Genomic DNA, 19,813 nt, shown 5'->3' with positions numbered 1-19,813 from the left:
GCCTTCACCCCCATGGAGCCCGTAAAACCCACCTCAAAGGCGGGCTCTTGAGATCAAAAGAACCAAAACCTGCCTCCGGATATTGCGTTTGTTGCGCAAATGATGTGTCTGAGGGCAAAGACAAGGGAAACAGCTCAGATGCCAATGTACCGATCCAGAACCTCCACCCACGGCCGCAATATGGCGGGCGCCCGCGGATTGTGGCGCGCCACCGGCATGCAGGACGATGATTTCGGCAAACCGATCATCGCCATCGTCAACTCTTTCACCCAGTTTGTGCCCGGCCACGTGCACCTCAAAGATCTGGGCCAAATGGTCGCCCGCGAGGTCGAAGCCGCTGGCGGCGTTGCCAAAGAGTTCAACACCATTGCGGTGGATGACGGCATCGCCATGGGGCATGACGGCATGCTCTATTCACTGCCCTCGCGCGAAGTGATCGCCGATAGCGTCGAATACATGGTCAACGCCCATTGCGCCGATGCCATGGTCTGTATCTCCAACTGCGACAAGATCACTCCAGGGATGATGATGGCCGCCATGCGCCTGAACATTCCGGTGATCTTTGTTTCTGGCGGCCCGATGGAGGCCGGCAAGATCGACATCGAATCGCTTGATGCAAAAAAGGTCGATCTGGTCGATGCCATGGTTGCCGCTGCCAGCGACACGCTGACCGATGCCGAAGTACAGCATATCGAAGAAAACGCCTGCCCCACCTGCGGGTCGTGTTCCGGCATGTTCACCGCCAACTCGATGAACTGCCTGGCCGAGGCCCTGGGCCTGGCGCTGCCCGGCAATGGCTCCACCCTGGCGACCCATGCGGACCGCAAACACCTGTTCCTGGAGGCCGGCCGCAAGATCGTCGAGATCACCAAACGCCACTACGAGGGCAACGAGGCAGGCCTGCTGCCCCGTGAGATCGCCACCTTTGAGGCCTTCGAGAATGCCATGAGCCTGGATATCGCCATGGGCGGGTCGACCAATACGGTTTTGCACTTGCTGGCAATCGCCAATGAGGGCGAGATCAAGTTCACCATGGATGACATTGACCGGCTCAGCCGTCAGGTGCCTTGCCTGTGCAAGGTCGCACCGAATATCGAAAACGTGCATATGGAAGACGTGCACCGCGCTGGTGGCATCTTCTCGATCCTGGGCGAGCTGTCACGCGCCGGCCTGTTGCATGATGACTGTTCCACCGTGCATTCGGCCTCAATGGGCGAAGCTATCGCCAAATGGGATATCAAGGTCGCCAACAACCCTGAGGCTGAGCAGCTGTTCAAGGCGGCTCCGGGCGGTGTGCGCACCACCCAGGCCTTTTCCACCGAAAACCGTTACAAAGAGGTCGACGTGGACCGTGAAGGCGGTGTGATCCGCTCCAAGGAACATGCCTTTAGCCAGGATGGCGGTCTTGCGGTCCTGTTTGGCAATATCGCCCTGGACGGCTGCATCGTCAAAACCGCCGGTGTGGATGCCTCGATCCTGCAATTCACCGGCTCCGCCTATGTCTGCGAAAGCCAGGATCAGGCCGTCAGCGACATTTTGACTGGCAAGGTCAAGGCCGGTGATGTGGTGGTGATCCGCTATGAGGGTCCACGGGGCGGTCCGGGGATGCAGGAGATGCTCTACCCGACCTCCTACCTGAAATCCAAAGGCCTGGGCAAAGACTGCGCCCTGCTGACCGATGGTCGTTTCTCCGGCGGCACCTCCGGGTTGTCAATTGGTCATGCCTCGCCTGAGGCCGCAGAAGGCGGCGCCATTGGTCTGGTTGAGATGGGTGACAAGATCGAGATCGACATCCCCAATCGCACCATCCATCTGGCAGTTTCGGATGAGGTTCTGGCAACACGTCGCGCAGCCCAGGACGCCGCAGGCTGGAAGCCCGCCAAACCGCGTAAACGTAAGGTCTCTAAAGCGCTGAAGGCCTATGCAATGCTGGCCACGTCTGCCGCCAAAGGCGCAGTGCGCGAGCTGCCGGAAGACTACGACGGCTGATAACCACCACTTTACCATGCCAATGACCCTCTGCATCCTTGATGCGGAGGGTTTTCTTTTGATCAACCACTATACAAGTCCAGCTGGTGCTCCCGCCCCCTCTGCAGGCCTTCTGCCTAACGGCAGAAAGCCTGCAGAGGGGGCGGGCATGGCGCCGGGCTCCGCCCGGCGCGGATCTAGCCGCCAAGTGGGTCTCGCCATCGAAACAGTTGGGGCAAGGAGAAAAAAATAGAAATCTGCTGAGAAGCGGTTCAGGGGCAGGTCTGCCCTGAACGCGCCCGGTCAATTTTTACAAGAATACCCCGCCTCAAGGGTAAACCGCGCAGATGCGCGGCGGCTTTGCCGCCCTTGACCCGGGACGCGAGGTCCACCGCGCGAAATCTCAAACACTGCCGCGCCGCGCGTAAGCGCGGCGCCCCCCCAACGGGGGAGGATCAATCTTTGATTGTTCCGAGACGGGCGGGAGCCCCCCCCTTTTATTGAAAGGGGCCTGCTGACCTATTCACCGAGTTTGGCGTGCACTTCGTCGAGATCAATTTCCCCAGTGGGCATCTTGTTGGAAGGGTCTTCAAAATCGTATTTGAATAGATCGAAATCGCGTTTGTAGATCTCGTAGATCAGGTGCATCGACAGATCGTCAAAATAATCCTCGACCGGATGCGCCCGTTTGGGACCATGGCCTTCGCTTTCGTTAAAGCGCGGGATATTGGCCAGATCGACAGTATGAGGCGTCTCGATGGCGTCTAGCACCTCCTGCATGCCGCCGTTGAAATCCTCGGTCCAGAAGATCTTATTGTAGCGGCCACCATTCCAGATGAAGGTCGAGACATGACCCGACATCGCAGACCAGTGGATATCGGGGTCCATCGGGCGGCGGAAGCGAATGCTGTCGCGCACAAACAGCAAAAACCGGCGAAAGCTCTGGATCTGGTCGAACTCCTGCTTGCCGTCCTCGCCGCCGACCTCGATGCCATATTCATTTATCAGTTTGGGTACCAGATTGCCGCGATAGCGCTTGCCATTGCGCTGGATGCCGCAGATCTTGTCAAAAAACGAGCTGAGTACCCGGGTATAGGGGTTACGCACGCAGGTAAAAGCATAGGTGCGTTGGCCACGTACATTGCGGGTGATCGGACCCTGGCTGTGCTCCAGCGCCCATTTGTGCAGCCCATCCTGTGCATCGTGGATATCGCCATCAAAGAATTTGCCATGATCCGAATAGTGCAGGATTTGGCCAATGGTCGAGCAGGCGCATTTGGGCACCACGCGATAAATCACGCTCTCGCTTTCGGTCATCCAAGTGCCCGGAAATCCCATGTAAGCCTTCCTCCAGTCGTGCCGCTTTGACGGTACAATCCACATCTAAGCATAAAATTCAAATAATCTGGTTTATTCAATGCGCTCGCGCCTTTATCAAGGGGACAATCAGGCTGAAGCAAGGTGTATCGTCTCCAAAATGGCAAAAATTGCGTATATCCTGCTCTGCCACAAGGATCCCGAAGCGATCATACAGCAGGCTGAACAGCTGACAGCGGTTGGCGACTACATGTCCATCCATTTTGACCGCCGCGCCAAACCAGAGGATTACGCCAGCATTCAAAAGGCATTGGCCAACAATCCAAACGTCTGTTTTGCCAAGACACGCATCAAATGTGGCTGGGGAGAGTGGTCCCTGGTGCAGGCCACCCTGCACGCGCTGCACAGCGCCATCGAAGAATTTCCGCGCGCCACACATTTTTACATGCTGTCTGGCGACTGTATGGCGATCAAGACTGCCGAATACGCCCATGACTTCCTGGACCGTCATGACTGCGATTTCATCGAAAGCTTTGATTTCTTCGGCAGCGACTGGATCAAGACCGGCATGAAAGAAGAACGGCTGACCTATCGCCACTTCTTCAATGAACGCAAAAACAAGGTGCTGTTCTATGCCAGTGTGAACCTGCAAAAAAAACTGGGGCTGAGGCGAGAGATTCCCGGTGATCTTCAGGTACAAATCGGCAGCCAATGGTGGTGCCTGCGCCGCCGCACAGTGGAATGTATCTTTGACCTGCTTGCCGAGCGCAAAGACATCATCCGCTTCTTCCAGACCACCTGGATTCCGGATGAGACCTTTTTTCAAACACTGGTGCGTCACCTGGTTCCGGGATCCGAGATCGACAGCCGCACCCTGACCTTTTTAATGTTCACCGATTACGGCATGCCGGTGAATTTCTACAATGATCACTATGACTTGCTGCTCAGCCAGGACTTTCTCTTTGCCCGTAAAATCAGCCCGGATGCCAAAGAGCTGAAACTGCGCCTGGGGCGCCTTTATGCAGCGCAAGGCGTGAGCTTTCAGATCTCCAACGAGGGCCGCAGCCTTTACAATTTCCTGGTGAAGCGCGGCCGCATTGGCCGACGGTTTGCCACCCGATTCTGGGAAAAGGAAAGCTCGCTTGGGCGCGAGCGCGAACTGATGATCGTGGTCTGCAAGAAATGGCACGTTGCCAAGCGCCTGATCGAACAGCTGCGCCAAAGCACAGATATCCCCGCAATTGATTATCTGTTCCACGAAGAAGGCACGCCGCTGCCGGACCTGGGCGGTATTCAGGCCTCCCTGAGCAAGCGTACCCGGCACCGGCGAGCGCTGATGCGGATGTTGTTTGAATATTTTGACACCAACCGCCTGATCATCTGCATGGACCCGTCCGCCTTGGAGTTGATGAATGACTTCAACTCTGATCGTTCGACCACCCGCACGTTGCAGATCGAATGCGACTTTTCAGATGACTATCTGATTGGCCATGCCCATCGGGTCGGGCTCGCCGGGGAGCGTACGCCGCAACAGTCGCTGGAACGGCTTCTGCCGACAATCCGCAATGACATTGTCTACGAATCCGACCGCATTCGCGATTCCGGCTATTCCAATTACACGATCATTCGCGAATCCGACAGCGCCGAGGAAAACGCCGACCGCTTGGCGCGATTCTTCAGCCTGCCCTTTGAAACCGCCAAGGACCTGGCCCAAACACCACATCTTTTTGCAGATTAGACCCGTTGCGCCCGGGCTTTCCTGTGGCCTTGCCGCCCCGCCAAAGTCAGGCAGGGGCGGCCTCAGTTTCATCCCTTGAGGCTGGAAAACCACCGCCGCAGCCGCCCGCGCCGTTCCGAAATGGCGTCTCCCGCCGCATAAAACCCGTCTTCGACATCCTCCAGCACTGGATCAATCCGATCGCGGCGAAACCGGCGCCAGCGCACATAGATAGCCCAAAACAGCGCCGCCAGCAGGGTCAGGAAGATGATATTGAACCAATTGAGCGGCTTGTCATCAGGACCGGACACCGGCGTGATTGAGATCGCATTGGGAAAGGTGGACAAGAACACACTGCGCCAGCCGTAGTGCAGAACCACAACCCATTCCGGGTCATCCTTGGTCGAGATCGCGTCATTGGCTTCGGTATAAAGATTGGCGGTATCAAACTTGAAATAGGGCGGCCAATGCCAGCCAGTGTCCTCGTTGCGGTAAACGATCGCATCACCATTGGCGCGGAAGGACTGAATGAATTGCACATCCCGCGTGATCGCCGCCTGTGTCGGATTGTCCGGGGTCGACCAGAAGATCCGCTTCCAATTGTCCAGCTCCTGGCGCTCCTCATAGGTGCTGACGATCCGCACCACATCGTATTGCGGCAGGGTATAATGCAGGAAGGCTGCAAAAGCAGACCAAACCGTGATCAAAAATCCCCATTTGATATAGGCCATGACAGATGCCCCTTAGCTAAAGTTTACCACATAGATGACCAGAGCGATTGCGCTCAGCGGCAGGATATAGACCAATAGGATCAGCCGCCGCCGTAATGAGTGGTCGTATTGTTTCAGCCCCCGCTGGATGAAGCTCTGCCGGTCTCCGGTCAACCCCTTGACTGCCCAATGCTGTTTCAGTTTGGCGCGTCGTCGCTCACGCGAATAGAGCGAGACGCCACCGTAGATCAGGGTCAGGATGATCAGAAGCAGCAAAACAAGACGAAGAAAGGCAAACATTTTTCCGCTCCTTTTCTGACGCCCGGCGTGCCGGATACAGCCCATTCCGGGTCAAATGACAGCAAAAGACCCCGGCAGAGATCCTCCACCGGGGTCTTGTCTGTCTTGCCTGTACTATGCCCCAGCCGGAACCGCATGACCAGCACTCTGCCCGGCGAAATCGGGGTGGAATGGCCAGGCTGAAATCAGCGGTTGGGAGCCGTCGCACCGCTTGCAGGCCTCATTGCAGCAAAAGCATCTGGCGACCTTAGCGTACCCGCCAGAGCTGCCTATCAGTAGGCGGCAGTAAAGACCTGGCGCGGGTGTTTTGGCACCTCGACCTCATCCATAAATGCCACGGCATAATCCTCTGCGCTGATCTGGCTATTGCCCTCATCATCCGTCAGGAACGCACGTTGCCCCAGCCGGAACACACCGGTGCGCTCACCGGGTTCAATCACCCCGGCCGGTGCCATAAAGGTGAAATCTGCTGTGCTCTTTGCCAGCATTTCATACATGGCACGCATCGCTTTGGCTTCATCTTGATACGGCTCTGGCACCACATCGGCGACCGGTGTGCCGTCTGGCAGATTCAGGGTCCCGGCGCCCCCAACGACCATCAGGCGCTTGCCAATCTGCGGGGCCGCCTCAATCAGCGCAGCGCCATAGCCCAGAGCATCGTCCATCGCGTTGCCGCTTGTACGCGGGCTCACCGCTGTGATCACCAGATCCACAGTCTGGGCGGCAGCGACCACGGCCTCTACATCGGTCACCTCCAGGGACAGCGGCTGGGCATTGCCTACCGTGCTCCCCTTGCGAGAGGCGGCCACAACGCTGTGGCCCCGCGATTCAGCTTCTGCAACCAAGCGGCTACCAATCATGCCCGTGGCCCCAATGATCAGGAGTTTCATATTAGTTCTCTTTTCGATATAAGTTACTACTAGTAACTAGATACGCACCGGCAGAGGCCAACGGAATACGCATCTTTTCGTCTTATAGTTACTTTGAGGGAACCGCCCCTTACGCGGCGAAAAAACCTGGTCTGAAACAGGGCCAGCCACATAGAAACAAGGCAGGAACCCAATGGGAGCAAAGGGCAAACTCGACTATGACTGTCCGATCCGTGACGTGCTGGACCGGGTTGGCGATGCATGGACCGTTCTGACCATTCTGGAGCTTTCCAAAGGTCCCTGCCGTTTTAATGCTTTGAAGCGGGTGATCGACGGCATTTCGCAACGCATGCTGGCAGTGACCCTGCGAAATCTGGAACGTGACGGACTGGTCAGCCGCAGGGTTCTGCCCTCTGCCCCGCCACATGTGGAATATAGCCTCACCGCGCGCGGGCTGTCTTTGCACCAGGCGATAGGGGCGCTGAATGAATGGGCCGTGGATCATCAACCTGGCATACGCGCCGACCGGCACCGCTATGACCAGCGCCCTGCCCTTGTTTAGACAACCTCTGCCAAACAGGGATCCGGTGACAGTCTACAAACGAAAGCAACAGCAGCGCACTGGCGGGGCGCTGGCAGGATGCTGGCCAGCCTTGGCGGTCAGGGTTATTCCGGCGAGGATCGTTTCAGCAATCCCCAGATCACCAGCACAACATAGCTGAGACAGAGAACAACCATTGTCGTCCAGGCGTAGGTCAATACAGCAGCGCCGGCAAAGGCGCAGGCAACCAGAAAATACTTCACGTTCTCGCGTGAGATGCGTACCAGCTTGGGCGACCAGGTAGGAATGCGGCTGATCATCAACAACCCAATGACCACCATATGCAGACAGATCAGCAGCTTGGGGAATCCGGTTCCCGCATCAAAGGCAAAAGAAATGAACATGGGCAGCATCGCCAGTAGCGCCCCGGCGGGCGAAGGGATGCCAACAAAATATCCACTGGCCACGTCGCTGACCTCTTCGGATTTGGTGGCGACATTGAACCTGGCCAGCCGCACCACGCAGCAGACAGAAAACACCAGGACCGAGATCCAGCCAGCGTTGCTCATGTCCTGAAGCGCCCAGAAATAGATCACCAGCGGCGCGGCAACACCAAAGTTGAGGAAATCCGCCAGCGAATCCAGCTCGGCGCCCATCTTGCTGTCGCTGCCCAGGGCCCGTGCAAGACGCCCGTCCAGCCCGTCCAGAAGCGCCGCCAGGAGTATCAGCTGTACCGCCAGCACATAGTTGCCCTGCACCCCAAAACGGATAGCCGAAAGCCCGGCGCAGATTGCGCCAACCGTCATGATATTGGGCAAGAGCTGGATCAGCGCAAACTCGGTCAGTCTTTTGTCGTGGGGTTCATCCATGGCGTGGCCTGGTCACCTATATGAGACAGAGATCAGTGTTGGAAACAACTCCCCACCCGCTGTCAAAACAGGCTCCACACTGACTTGCAGGGCCCCGTCCAACACCAAGGTGAGGTCGGTACTCATAAAAGGTTTGGCTTTGAAAGCAAGGGTCAGCCCCCCAGAAAGCACCCGCAGGCTCCCGCAAGGGTGCAAAATACTCTTTATGGCTTCAGTCATAAACCCTGCGTGACCAGACCACAGACTCAGGTCGTATCACGGGACAGCACCGCGCCAAAGGCGCGGTGCCATGCCCAACGGGCATGTGATCCCGGCAGGGATCAAATCCGGGCGGGAGCGCCACGCTGGTCTTTCACGACGTAGCGCCTGGGCGTTCAGCCAACAACGTTGAACCCAGGCCCATAGGGGTATTTGGTGATATTTTCATTGCCCTCCTCATGGATAATCAAAATATCATGCTCACGGTAGCCACCGGCGCCGGGCTGCCCTGCGGCCAGGGTCAGCATCGGTTCCATCGAAATTACCATGCCGGGCTCCAGCACCGTGTCGATGTCTTCACGCAGCTCCAGCCCGGCTTCACGCCCGTAGTAATGCGACAGCACCCCAAAGGAATGGCCATAGCCAAAGGTGCGATATTGCAGCAGGTCGCGCTCTTCAAAGAAGGCGTTGATCTGATGGGTGATTTCGGCACAGCTGGCCCCGGGTTTCAACAGTGAAATGCCATATTCATGGGCCGCCACATTGGCCTCCCAGATTTTCAGGCTCTCGGCATCCACGTCGCTCAAAAACAGGGTGCGTTCCAGCGCTGTGTAATAGCCGGAAATCATCGGAAAGGTATTCAGCGACAGGATATCACCGCGCTGCAATCTGCGCCCTGTCACCGGATTATGCGCGCCATCAGTATTGATCCCCGACTGGAACCAGACCCAGCTGTCGCGATATTCCGCATCGGGAAACCGCTTGGCAATCTCCAGCTCCATCGCGTCCCGCCCGGCCATGGCCACATCAATCTCGCGCGCGCCTTCCTTGATCGCATCCCGAATGGCAAAACCGCCCACATCTGCCACGGCAGCCCCCGCACGGATCATCTCCAGCTCTGCGTCGGATTTGCCCATCCGTTGCACCATGGTAGGTTCATAGAGATCCACCAACTTCGACGGGCTCAGGAAGCTTTCCAGCTTTCCCTTTTGCAGCAGGGTCAGGTGGTCGCTCTCAAACCCCACAACAGCGCCCTCACCGGACACAGTTTTGATGGCGCGCCAGAAATTGTCGCGCTGCCAGTCGGTATAGGTGATGTTGTCGCAGAACGACCGGCGCCAGGGCTGGCCCGCGTCAATACCCGCCGAGATGGTTACGGCCTCGGTCGCCGTCACAACCAGCCCATAGGGGCGGCCAAAGGCGCAGTAGGTAAAGCCGGAATAGTAAGAGATATTATGCATCGAGGTGAAGACAGCCGCGCTCACCCCCTTGTCGGTCATGATTTTACGCAGATCGGCGATGCGCGCCTCATACTCAGAGACCGCAAATTGCAGTGGGGCTTTTTCACCATTGTGAAAACGATACATGTCAGGACGTGCAGTCATGCTGGATCCTTCCTTTGCTCAAGAAAGGTCCTGGCGTACAGGACGAAAAAATTGAAAGTGACCCATGTGGCGCTGACCGACGAAACCAGTGGTTATCATCCCAAGTCAGCGCGTTCATGTGGCGACGCCATCGCCTAGTCAGGCTGGAAAATGCGCCCGAATCATCGCGGAGGCAAGCGATATTTCTTCGCTGCCTCCCGCACATCTTCGTCCCTGGGCCTAGCTTGTGAGCAAGCGAACCAGATCGCTCTCGGGATCTGCAAGGGGGTCCACGACATTAAAATGGTGTTTGCCAAAGGCAATCACGTGATCCGCGTGCCAGGCATCTGCCAGCCACTGCGCCTGATCCAGGAAGGCGGGGCGCTCTTCTGCACCAACCCAAACAGTCACCTCAGTCTGGTAGCGTTCCTGCATTTCCACCGGGCTTTCGGCCTTGGCCGCGTCGTTGTCCATCTGGAACTTGTCATTCATCGAGGTGCGCAGCAGCGGCAGCAGATCCGCCAGCGGCGAAATCGGTACAACAACTTTCAAACGCGCGCCAACCGCATTGGGGATCACCTTTGGATCCAGCATTCGCGCTACCAGATGCCCTCCAGCCGAATGGCCGGCAAGCGAGATCGGCACCTCCGGCACCTCTTCAGCAATGCGAACCACGGCCTTGGCCACCTGCTGTGTGATATCCGCAATTCGCACCTCTGGGCACAGATCATAAGAGGGCATCGCCACCGCCCAGCCCTGCGCCAATGCGCCCACTGCCAGATGCGACCAAGAGCTTTTGTCAAAGGCCAGCCAATAGCCGCCATGCACAAAAATCAGCACCCCCTTTGGCGCCGTTTCCGGCATGAAGAGATCAAAGCAATGCCGCGCGCCGTCACCATAGGGGAGATTCAGACGCGCCCGTTCGTGCAGGCTATTGCGGAAATCCTCGGCCGAAGCCGCCCAGCGCGGCGGAAAATCCTCCGCTCCCGCAATGTGCGCGCCATTTGCATAGGCATCATCCAGTTCCATCAGTGTGCTCCCCTATTTGTGCAACAAGTGACAATCTGGCTTTGCCATTGTCAAACACTCTTCTCCCCAATGCAATTAGATTAACAAGTAAATTAACTTATGATCAAATTCTGGACTTATGGATCTTTCTGGACATATCTATCGGGAACAGTTTTCCATGTCTGCACAAACACCCTCGGGAGGCCCCTATGCTACAAACAACCACCGCGCTGAAGACTCTGTTGAGCGACCCAACCCTGTTGGAAACCCGCGCCTATATCGGCGGGGCGTTCGTCGATGGTGAGGGCACGTTCGATGTGACCAACCCGGCGCGCGGCGATGTGATTGCCCAGGTTGCCGATGTTAGCCGCGCCCAGGTCGCCGGAGCCATCGCCCAGGCCGATGCTGCGCAAAAAGAATGGGCCAAATGGACCGGTAAAGAGCGCGCATCTGTGCTGCGTAAATGGTATGATCTGATGATGGCCAATCAGGAAGATCTGGCCGTAATCCTGACAGCCGAAATGGGCAAACCCCTGGCCGAAGCCCGCGGCGAGATCGCCTATGGTGCATCCTTCATTGAATTCTTTTCCGAAGAAGCCAAACGCATCTATGGCGAGACTATTCCTGGCCACCAGCGCGACAAGCGCATCACCGTTCTGAAACAACCTATTGGTGTTGCCGCCTCCATTACGCCCTGGAACTTTCCCAATGCAATGATCACCCGCAAGGCCGGCCCGGCACTGGCAGCAGGCTGCGCCTTTGTCGCCCGCCCGGCGGAACTCACCCCGCTCTCGGCCACTGCGCTGGGTGTCCTGGCGGACCGCGCTGGCATTCCTGCCGGCGTGTTCAACGTTGTGCCCTCCTCCAATGCCTCCGAAATCGGCAAGGAGTTCTGTGAAAACAACACGGTGCGCAAACTCACCTTCACCGGCTCCACCGAAGTGGGTCGCATCCTGATGCGCCAGGCTGCTGACACAGTGACAAAGTGCTCGATGGAGCTGGGTGGTAACGCCCCGTTCATCGTCTTTGACGACGCCGATCTGGATGCCGCCGTAGAAGGCGCGATCATGTGCAAGTTCCGCAACAATGGTCAGACCTGTGTCTGCGCCAACCGGATCTATGTGCAGGCCGGGGTCTATGATCAATTTGCCGCCAAGCTGAAGGAAGCCGTTGCCAAAATGAAGGTCGGCGATGGCATGGAAAATGGCACCGTGTTTGGCCCGCTGATCAACGCCAAGGCAGTGACCAAAGTGCAGGACCATATTGCAGATGCGACCGCCAAAGGGGCCGAGGTCATTCTAGGTGGCACCCCATCCAATCTGGGCGGAACCTTCTTTCAACCGACCATTGTCACCGGGGCAACCCGCAAGATGGCCTTTGCAACCGATGAAACCTTTGGGCCATTGGCACCTTTGTTCAAGTTTGAGAGCGAAGACGACGTCATTGAGATGGCCAATGACACCATCTTTGGCCTTGCGTCGTATTTCTATGCCAAAGATCTGAGCCGCGTTTACAAGGTCGCTGAGGCCCTGGAATATGGCATCGTTGGCGTCAACACGGGTCTTATTTCCACCGAAGTGGCCCCCTTTGGCGGCGTCAAACAATCCGGCCTGGGCCGCGAAGGTAGCCACCACGGCATCGAAGACTATCTGGAAATGAAATACATCTGCATGTCAGTGTGACATCACTAAAAGACCGTTCTGGGCCCTGATGTCTATTGGGGCCCACAGTGTGGCAGGAGCGCACCCCGTCGCCTGCCTCTTGTACTCAGTCAGGACCCAAACATCGGTTCAGGGTTGGCGCCCAGCATCGGGTTCGAGTTCGGGTTCTGCATGAAGTAGATCCATTACCCCGGCAATGGCTTGCTCCCAAACACTGACCTGTTCCCGCGTAAGATCATTGCCCAGGACATCCTCCAACGCCGCCATCACAGCTTTACCAGCCAAAGCCGTTTCCTGGCGACCAAGGTTGTAGCGCCCGTGTGTCAACGACAGGCTGTCGCGCGCATGGGTCATGCTCTGGTTGTTGGCCACTCCTTTGAGGCAATAGGTCAACATGGCAGAAAACATTTCCTTCTGTTTGGCAAAGTCACCGCCGAACAGGGGTTCCACTTCAGGCAAAAGCTCAAAAAGGTGGACGTAAAACCGCTCCGCCAGTTCTGCCTTTCTCGCGTAGATCAAGGAAAAACTGGACTGCATCTCTTTGACGTCATTCCCCTCCATTTCGGCCCCCCCTATTTACACAAACATTACTTTTTCCTGCACGTTTATAGAACCTGTTGAGCAAGAGACAAAACTAAAATCAATTCAACGTTGCATGACTGCATGGGGGTCGACAAATAAGCAGCACAATTGCCCCTGGCAGGTCTGTCGCGTCGCACCGACCTGTTTAGCCCCTATCTATCATCGCCTTACCACGCTTCGAACCAGATCGCGCGTATGGGCGGGGGCAAGGCCTGCGCCTTGGTCCACTGGATCCTTACCAAAACGATATGACAGGTTGCACCGCGCCGCAGGCAAAAGGCAGACAACCCCCAATAGCTCCATGGCAATCGACAATGCCGCAGCAAAGCCAGCGTCCCGCCAGCGCTCTGTGGCCTGGATCAAAGCAGCCAGCGGCTCCAAGAAATCCTGCACCGGCGGGCGCAGGTCATCCGCAACTGCGGCCTGGCCCGGTCCATCAATCAAAACCCCTATCAGCAAAGCCGGGGCTGAGCGCTGCTTCAGGAAGAACCCTGACAGGGCCACAAAGACCCTCTCAATCTGCAGTTCAGCCTGTTCTGTCTCTTCCATCGCGGCAAAAAGCAGCTGCACCAGCTCTTGGTTCAACTGATCCAGAACCGCGCGATAGAGCTGATCCTTGGTTTCGAAATGATGCAGCAAGGCCTGTTTGGAAACCCCCGACTCCGAGGAGATCCGGGCCAGGCTGGCGCCTTGATACCCCCGTTCAGCAAAGTGGCGTCTGGCGGCGTGCAACAGCTCGCTTTGTGTGTGCTGTGCAGATGACATGGGCAGGCCTCTGGTTAGGTGGCTCTAGCCTAGCACAGCCTCGCAAAACTTACCATTCGGTAAGCAGGAATACCTACCGAATGGTAAGTAATTTGGAGTCTTTACTAACGCGACCAAATAACGCCCATAGCCCCAAGCCACATCTGCGGCCCGGGGCTATGGTCATTCCATCCAGGCTCCCTGGAGAAAGCCTTGAACAGAAAGAAGTTAGGGGGCTGACCTTAGTTGATCGGCTGCGCGTCAGACTCAATCGCGGTCCGCTGCGGCCCGGTCGAGCTGATCTCAATCCGGCGTGGCTTTAGCGCTTCGGGCACCTCGCGGTGCAGATCGATATGCAGCATGCCATCAGCGTGGCTGGCGCCAGTGACCCGGACGTGATCCGCGAGGGTAAACTGGCGCTCAAAGGCACGGGTGGCGATGCCCCGGTGCAAAAAGCTGCGGCCCTCGGCCTCATCCGCCTTTCCGGCAGAAACCACCAGGGCGTTTTCCTTGACCTCAACGGTCAGGTCTTCTCCGCTGAACCCTGCGACCGCGATGGAAATCCGATAGCTGTCAGCAGCGGTTTTTTCGATATTGTAAGGGGGGTAGCTAGGCTGACCGACGTCATTGCTCAGGGCGCGGTCCATCAGATCAGCGATCTGGTCAAAACCAATAGTTGCACGGTTGAGTGGTGCAAAGTCAAATCTACGCATGTTTTATCCTCGAATATGAGCGACATTCTTGTGCCCTCCCGGATGGGACAGGCGGTGGACATCTGGGCCCCGGTAACCGGCGACCCCGACAAAACATGAAATATGCACGCGCTATCTGATTTCAAGCCCCGCCAGCACAGCCTCACTGCACGGCGCGCGCGACAATGGGTTTAGCCGCCGGGACGCACAAATTTGGCTCCACCTGACGAACGGGCACCGCCAACCTGGACCCTGCCCACGCCTTCGGGCATGCGGCTGCCAATGCGCGTACTGGTGAGCTGCGCCCGCAGGATCTGCAGCTCTTTGGCGAGATCCGCCCCCAGGGACACCCGCTTGCCGTCAACTTCGGCCTTGGCCGAAACCACAGAAACAATACGCGGCTTGCCCCCGGAAAATGAAAACACCGGCGCCCCGGACGAGCCAAAATCAACGTCACAGGACATAATCAGAACCCCCTCCTGACGCGCCATCACCGAACACAGCTCTTGGATTGACGGCGCTTCTGAGCGGTCATGGGCATAAGACACAACCCCCACATCCGCACCTTTGCGCGGGCGGTTGTCGGTCTGAAACGGAATAACGGTGGTATTGCGGATCGGCCGTTGCAATTGCAACAAGGCAATATCCCTGCGCACCCGGTCGGTCGAGACCTCTCCGTCAAAGATATAGTCGGGATGTACCACAGCCCGGGTGACAGTCCGGTAGGCCGAGGCACGGCCATTGCGCCAGCCCGCCAGGAATTCAATCGTTTTTGGCTGGATACGGACGCCGCTGCGGGCATCATACAGACAATGCGCTGCCGTCAGCACCAGATCCGGTGCGATCAGCGCCCCGGTGCAGAAGCCTTCGCCATCGACATCCAACCGCCCCACGGCCTCCCAGCCGCGCCCGGCATCAGAGGTCTCCATACGCTGCAGGCGGCTGTCAGCCGCCTGTGCCATCACCGGAAAAAGCCCTATAAGGCCGAACAGCCCGGCGAAGCCCTGTCCAATGAAACGCAAACCCAGCACATCAGTCTCCTCACCCGGTTGCTGGCATGTTTACCTGCAAGCTTCGGCAAAAATACGGCAACGCCACAGGAAAGACAGCCCCAAAGGGAAAAAACTGCACGCCGCTATCAGGGCTGTAGCATCAACTAAGGCTCAGCGCAGGATCGGCACCTCATTTGCGCGCTGAGATCCCCCCGCCATGGCAGGGGGTATTGGCCCACCCGTAGCCCAGTCCAGCAGCTCAACCGTATGCAGGATAGGCACTTCGGTCGCGGATCCTATCTGCATCATGCAGCCGATATTGCCTGCAGCAATCAGATCCGGGGATTTGGCCTCTAGGGTTTTGACCTTGCGCGCCTTCAACTGCCCCGAGATTTCCGGCTGCATCAGGTTATAGGTCCCTGCCGAGCCGCAGCACAGATGGCTGTCGGCGGGCTCCACCACCTTGAACCCGGCGCGTTTCAACAGGGTCTTGGGGTGGCTTTTGATCTGTTGACCATGCTGCAAGGAACAGGCCGCATGATAGGCAACCGTCAGCTCTTTGTCAGCCCCGACGGGGAGATCCAACTGCATCAACAGCTCCGAGATATCCAGACAGCGTTCAGAAACACGCGCCGCATCCGCAGCCAGGGGATCATTGCGGAACATATGGCCATAGTCCTTGACCGTGGTGCCGCAACCCGAAGTGTTGATGACAATGGCATCCAGCCCTTTGCCATCAATCTCGGCGCTCCAGGCACGGATATTCTTGGCAGCGGTGGCGTGGCTTTCGGTCTCGCGCCCCATGTGATGGGTCAACGCACCACAGCAGCCCGCGCCTTCCGCCACCACAACCTCGCAACCCAATCGGGTCAGCAGCCGGATGGTGGCATCATTGATATCGGTGTTCAGCGCCTTTTGCGCACAGCCGGTCATCAGCGCCACCCGTTTCTTCTGTGGCGCCTCCGCCGCAAAGCTCTGCGGGTCATCATTGCGACTGACCGGCGGGATTTGCTTTGGCGCCATCTCCAACATCGCCCTGAGCCGCGCATCCGGCACCAGGCCTTTGAACGGGCGCGCCATCTTCGCTCCCAACAGGGCCAGACGGAACCGCCCCGGATAGGGCAGAATCCGCGCCAGAACAGCCCGCAACAGGCGGTCCATCACGGGGCGTTGGTAATTTTTGTCGATATAGGCGCGGGCGTGATCCACCAGATGCATGTAATGCACGCCCGACGGGCAGGTGGTCATACAGGCCAGACAGCTGAGACACCGGTCGATATGTTTGACCGTCTTGGCATCCGGCACCCGGTTGTTCTCCAGCATGTCCTTGATCAGATAGATCCGGCCGCGCGGGCTGTCGAGCTCATCGCCCAGCACCTGATAAGTCGGACAGGTCGCGGTACAAAAGCCGCAGTGCACGCAGGCGCGCAGGATTTCATTGGCACGTTGCGTCCCCGCGTCCTGCAGTTGTTCTTTGGTGAAATTTGTCTGCATATCAGACCTCCTGCGGCAGTTCTTCAGGGCGCGGTGAGCGCACAGTAGCGAGCAAATTGAGCAAGAAAGCTCCCCAGCGCTTTGCCTGTCGACGCTTATCCGACAAAATCATCCCATCACCCCCGGATTAAGCAGGCCTTTGGGGTCAAACCTCTGCCGCAGACCTTTTGCGATCGCTTCCAGCGGGGCAACCTGCGGCTGGAAGCGGCCCAACCGGGTCATTGTTTCGGCACTGCCGCGCACCAGGGTTGCATGGCCTGCGACCCCTGCCTGCGCTATTCTGGCCCGCAGGTCGGCACCCGCGTCACAGAGGGCCCAAATCAACCCACCACCCCAGTCAAACTGCAGCGCCTCCGCCTCCAACATCGGCGCCAGCAGGGGCGCATCCGACGGTCGGACCGAGATCCGCCAAACATCTCCCACCCGGCCGTGGAACCCGGCAACATCGCGGATCCCCTGCCACAGCACCTCAGAGCCCGGGTCGGTCGCAACCGTACCAAAACCAGCCAGTTCCGTGGCCAGTTTCTCCTGGCGATACGTGACCGAGCGGGCAAAGCCTTCCAGCCGCACATGGACAAGTCCGGTATCAGGGTCATAGGCCGCACCGCTCACATCATAGGGAGAACCCAAAGCCGCCGACATCGCCCGCACCGCCACTGTCAGGTCAGCCACGGCGACACTGACAGACACAACAGCCTCTGGAATAGGCAACACTTTCAGCGACAGCTCGCTCAACACACCAAGAGTGCCATGCGCCCCCGCCATCAGCTTCACCAGATCATAGCCGGTGACATTTTTCATCACCCGGCCACCGTTCTTGATCACTTGACCGCTGCCATCGACAAACCGCACCCCCAATAGATAATCGCGCGCTGCCCCACCCTGAATGCGGCGCGGACCCGAGCTGTTGGTGGCAAAGACTCCCCCAATCGTCGCCACGCCACTGGCACCCAACACCCCGCGCATATCCATTGGCTCAAAGGCCATACGCTGCCCTTCTGCGGCCAAAATCTGTTCGATTTCCGCCACAGGCGTTCCCGCCTTGGCCACCAAGGTAAGGGATCCGGGCTCATAGAGTTCAATGCCTGTCAGTCCAGACGTGCTCAGCACCTCCCCCGCCCCGCCAAAACCACGCGTACCGCCGCCTTCAATACACAAAGGGGCACGCGCCTCGGCAATCACTTCAGCCAGTTCAGCCTCATCCTGCGGATTATACATTTTCATCTTTCCAAAAATACCTTGGGGGTTTGGGGGCAAAGCCCCCATCACACAGCTTCCCTCACGCAACGTCCGTCACTCAGCCGCAAGAACCGGCACCCGACGACCCTCGGTCACCGACAGCGGAAAAACCTTTGCCGGGTTCAGCAACCACTTGGGGTCAAAGACATCCTTGACCAAAAGCTGCGCCTCCAGATCCACTGGCGCATATTGATACAACATCAAATCACGTTTCTCGATGCCAACACCATGTTCCCCAGTGAGGCAGCCGCCGACATCCACACAGAGTTTCAGCACCTCAGCGCCAAACTGTTCACACAGCTCCAGATCCCCTGGTTTGTTGGCATCAAACAGGATCAACGGGTGCATATTGCCGTCACCAGCGTGGAACACATTGGCCACGTCCAGCCCGTATTCCTGTGACAGCTCACCAATCCGGCGCAGCACCTGCGGCAAGGAGCCGACAGGGATGGTCCCATCCAGGCACATGTAGTCATTGATCTGTCCCATGGCGCCAAAGGCCGATTTGCGCCCCAACCAGATACGGGCCGCCTGATCCGCGTCCCCTGCCTCGCGCAGTTCTACCGGGTTATGGGTCCGGGCGATTTCGATAATCAGCTCCAACTGATGGGCGATTTCCGCGTCACTGCCCTCAACCTCGATAATCAGCAAGGCCTCGCACATCGGATAGCCAGCCTTGGCGAATGCCTCGCAGGCCTCGATGCAGGGGCGGTCCATAAATTCGATCGCAACCGGCAAAACCCCTGCCTTGATGATATCGCTGACACAGGCGCCCGCGACTTCGTTGCTGTCATAGCCGATCAACACAGGACGAGCGCCTTCAGGTTTGCGCAGAATGCGCAGGGTCGCCTCGGTCACAACACCAAGCTGCCCTTCGCTGCCGCAGATCACCCCCAGAAGGTCCAGCCCGCCGGCATCCAGGTGGGCGCCGCCGATCTCCACCACGGTGCCATCCATCATCACCAGGGTTACGCCCAGCAGGTTATTGGTGGTCACACCATATTTCAGACAATGCGCCCCGCCCGAGTTCATGGCGATATTGCCGGCAATGGCGCAGGCCAGCTGGCTCGACGGATCCGGGGCATAGAAAAACTCTTCTTCCTCCACCGCCCCGGACACGCTGAGGTTGGTGCGCCCGGATTGCACCCGGATCACCCGGTTATCGTAATCCGTGTCCAGCACCTCGTTCATCCGCGCCACGCCAAGGATCACTGAATCCGCCGTCGGCAAGGCCCCTCCCGCCAGCGAGGTTCCAGCGCCACGTGGCACCACAGGTACCCGCTCTTCATGGCAAATTTTGAGAACGTCAGACACTTCTTGCGTAGTGGATGGCAGCACCGCAACCAGCGGCGGGCAACGATAGGCCGTCAAGGCATCACACTCATAAGCGCGCGTCTCAACCTCATCCTCGATCACGGCCTCATGCGGCAACACCGATCGCAATCGCGCGACAATGCGCGCTTTACGGGCAATGATCGACTGATCCGGCACAGGCATTTCCATAGCGCGACTCCACTTGGTGCAATTGGTGCAATTGGTGCAATTGGT

The 19,813-nt window shown here is 57.9% G+C and carries 18 protein-coding genes; 4 read left to right on the top strand and 14 right to left on the bottom strand.

Features of this window, described 5'->3' with window-relative positions:
• The first annotated feature begins 138 nt into the window (after window positions 1-138).
• Window positions 139-1,989: a dihydroxy-acid dehydratase gene (gene ilvD, locus QZ268_RS14795; protein ID WP_295454195.1), complete on the top strand. Its 1,851-nt coding sequence runs from the start codon at window positions 139-141 to the stop codon at window positions 1,987-1,989.
• Window positions 1,990-2,487: 498 nt separating this feature from the next.
• Here ilvD and QZ268_RS14790 read toward each other — a convergent pair whose 3' ends face one another.
• Window positions 2,488-3,306, bottom strand: a complete 819-nt coding sequence (locus QZ268_RS14790) for a sulfotransferase family protein (protein ID WP_295454193.1) — start codon at window positions 3,304-3,306, stop codon at window positions 2,488-2,490.
• A 139-nt stretch (window positions 3,307-3,445) separates the two neighbouring features.
• On the opposite strand from QZ268_RS14790, the gene QZ268_RS14785 reads away from it, so the two are divergent.
• Window positions 3,446-5,023 (top strand): DUF5928 domain-containing protein, encoded by a 1,578-nt coding sequence (locus QZ268_RS14785; protein ID WP_295454190.1) that lies wholly within the window; start codon window positions 3,446-3,448, stop codon window positions 5,021-5,023.
• Window positions 5,024-5,091: 68 nt separating this feature from the next.
• Here the strand turns inward: QZ268_RS14785 and QZ268_RS14780 are convergent, their stop codons facing one another.
• The 3 genes from QZ268_RS14780 to QZ268_RS14770 all read right to left on the bottom strand — a co-directional run bounded on the left by QZ268_RS14780 (window position 5,092) and on the right by QZ268_RS14770 (window position 6,902).
• Window positions 5,092-5,733: a DUF1523 family protein gene (locus tag QZ268_RS14780; RefSeq protein ID WP_295454187.1), complete on the bottom strand. Its 642-nt coding sequence runs from the start codon at window positions 5,731-5,733 to the stop codon at window positions 5,092-5,094.
• A 12-nt stretch (window positions 5,734-5,745) separates the two neighbouring features.
• Complete coding sequence (locus tag QZ268_RS14775) at window positions 5,746-6,012, bottom strand: hypothetical protein (protein WP_295454185.1); 267 nt, start codon at window positions 6,010-6,012, stop codon at window positions 5,746-5,748.
• A gap of 272 nt (window positions 6,013-6,284) precedes the next feature.
• Entirely contained in the window at window positions 6,285-6,902 is a 618-nt protein-coding gene (locus tag QZ268_RS14770; protein WP_295454183.1) for an NAD(P)H-binding protein, read from the bottom strand.
• 172 nt (window positions 6,903-7,074) lie between these two features.
• On the opposite strand from QZ268_RS14770, the gene QZ268_RS14765 reads away from it, so the two are divergent.
• Entirely contained in the window at window positions 7,075-7,443 is a 369-nt protein-coding gene (locus QZ268_RS14765; protein WP_295454180.1) for a helix-turn-helix domain-containing protein, read from the top strand.
• 104 nt (window positions 7,444-7,547) lie between these two features.
• Here QZ268_RS14765 and pssA read toward each other — a convergent pair whose 3' ends face one another.
• The 3 genes from pssA to QZ268_RS14750 all read right to left on the bottom strand — a co-directional run bounded on the left by pssA (window position 7,548) and on the right by QZ268_RS14750 (window position 10,882).
• Window positions 7,548-8,291, bottom strand: coding sequence for a CDP-diacylglycerol--serine O-phosphatidyltransferase (pssA, locus tag QZ268_RS14760; RefSeq protein WP_295454177.1), 744 nt, complete (start codon window positions 8,289-8,291; stop codon window positions 7,548-7,550).
• 374 nt (window positions 8,292-8,665) lie between these two features.
• Window positions 8,666-9,874, bottom strand: coding sequence for an aminopeptidase P family protein (locus QZ268_RS14755; RefSeq protein ID WP_295454174.1), 1,209 nt, complete (start codon window positions 9,872-9,874; stop codon window positions 8,666-8,668).
• Between the two features lie 219 nt (window positions 9,875-10,093).
• On the bottom strand, window positions 10,094-10,882 hold the full coding sequence (locus QZ268_RS14750) for an alpha/beta hydrolase (RefSeq protein ID WP_295454171.1): 789 nt from the start codon (window positions 10,880-10,882) through the stop codon (window positions 10,094-10,096).
• A 188-nt stretch (window positions 10,883-11,070) separates the two neighbouring features.
• Between QZ268_RS14750 and QZ268_RS14745 the strand changes: the two genes are divergently transcribed.
• Window positions 11,071-12,543, top strand: a complete 1,473-nt coding sequence (locus tag QZ268_RS14745; RefSeq protein WP_295454169.1) for an NAD-dependent succinate-semialdehyde dehydrogenase — start codon at window positions 11,071-11,073, stop codon at window positions 12,541-12,543.
• 108 nt (window positions 12,544-12,651) lie between these two features.
• Here the strand turns inward: QZ268_RS14745 and QZ268_RS14740 are convergent, their stop codons facing one another.
• The 7 genes from QZ268_RS14740 to QZ268_RS14710 all read right to left on the bottom strand — a co-directional run bounded on the left by QZ268_RS14740 (window position 12,652) and on the right by QZ268_RS14710 (window position 19,768).
• Window positions 12,652-13,083: a globin domain-containing protein gene (locus QZ268_RS14740; RefSeq protein WP_295454166.1), complete on the bottom strand. Its 432-nt coding sequence runs from the start codon at window positions 13,081-13,083 to the stop codon at window positions 12,652-12,654.
• A gap of 180 nt (window positions 13,084-13,263) precedes the next feature.
• Entirely contained in the window at window positions 13,264-13,869 is a 606-nt protein-coding gene (locus QZ268_RS14735; RefSeq protein WP_295454163.1) for a TetR/AcrR family transcriptional regulator, read from the bottom strand.
• Window positions 13,870-14,090: 221 nt separating this feature from the next.
• Window positions 14,091-14,561 (bottom strand): Hsp20 family protein, encoded by a 471-nt coding sequence (locus tag QZ268_RS14730; RefSeq protein ID WP_295454161.1) that lies wholly within the window; start codon window positions 14,559-14,561, stop codon window positions 14,091-14,093.
• A 170-nt stretch (window positions 14,562-14,731) separates the two neighbouring features.
• Window positions 14,732-15,502 carry a trypsin-like serine protease gene (locus QZ268_RS14725; protein WP_295454297.1) on the bottom strand — a complete coding sequence of 257 codons (771 nt, stop codon included), beginning with the start codon at window positions 15,500-15,502 and terminating at the stop codon, window positions 14,732-14,734.
• A gap of 201 nt (window positions 15,503-15,703) precedes the next feature.
• Complete coding sequence (glcF, locus tag QZ268_RS14720; RefSeq protein WP_295454158.1) at window positions 15,704-17,026, bottom strand: glycolate oxidase subunit GlcF; 1,323 nt, start codon at window positions 17,024-17,026, stop codon at window positions 15,704-15,706.
• A gap of 108 nt (window positions 17,027-17,134) precedes the next feature.
• Complete coding sequence (locus QZ268_RS14715; RefSeq protein ID WP_295454156.1) at window positions 17,135-18,244, bottom strand: FAD-binding protein; 1,110 nt, start codon at window positions 18,242-18,244, stop codon at window positions 17,135-17,137.
• A 75-nt stretch (window positions 18,245-18,319) separates the two neighbouring features.
• Window positions 18,320-19,768 carry an FAD-linked oxidase C-terminal domain-containing protein gene (locus tag QZ268_RS14710; protein ID WP_295454295.1) on the bottom strand — a complete coding sequence of 483 codons (1,449 nt, stop codon included), beginning with the start codon at window positions 19,766-19,768 and terminating at the stop codon, window positions 18,320-18,322.
• Window positions 19,769-19,813 lie beyond the last annotated feature (45 nt).

The organism is uncultured Pseudophaeobacter sp. (assembly GCA_905479575.1).
In the GTDB taxonomy this organism is placed as follows: domain Bacteria; phylum Pseudomonadota; class Alphaproteobacteria; order Rhodobacterales; family Rhodobacteraceae; genus Pseudophaeobacter.
This window is presented reverse-complemented; position numbering and strand designations above follow the sequence as displayed.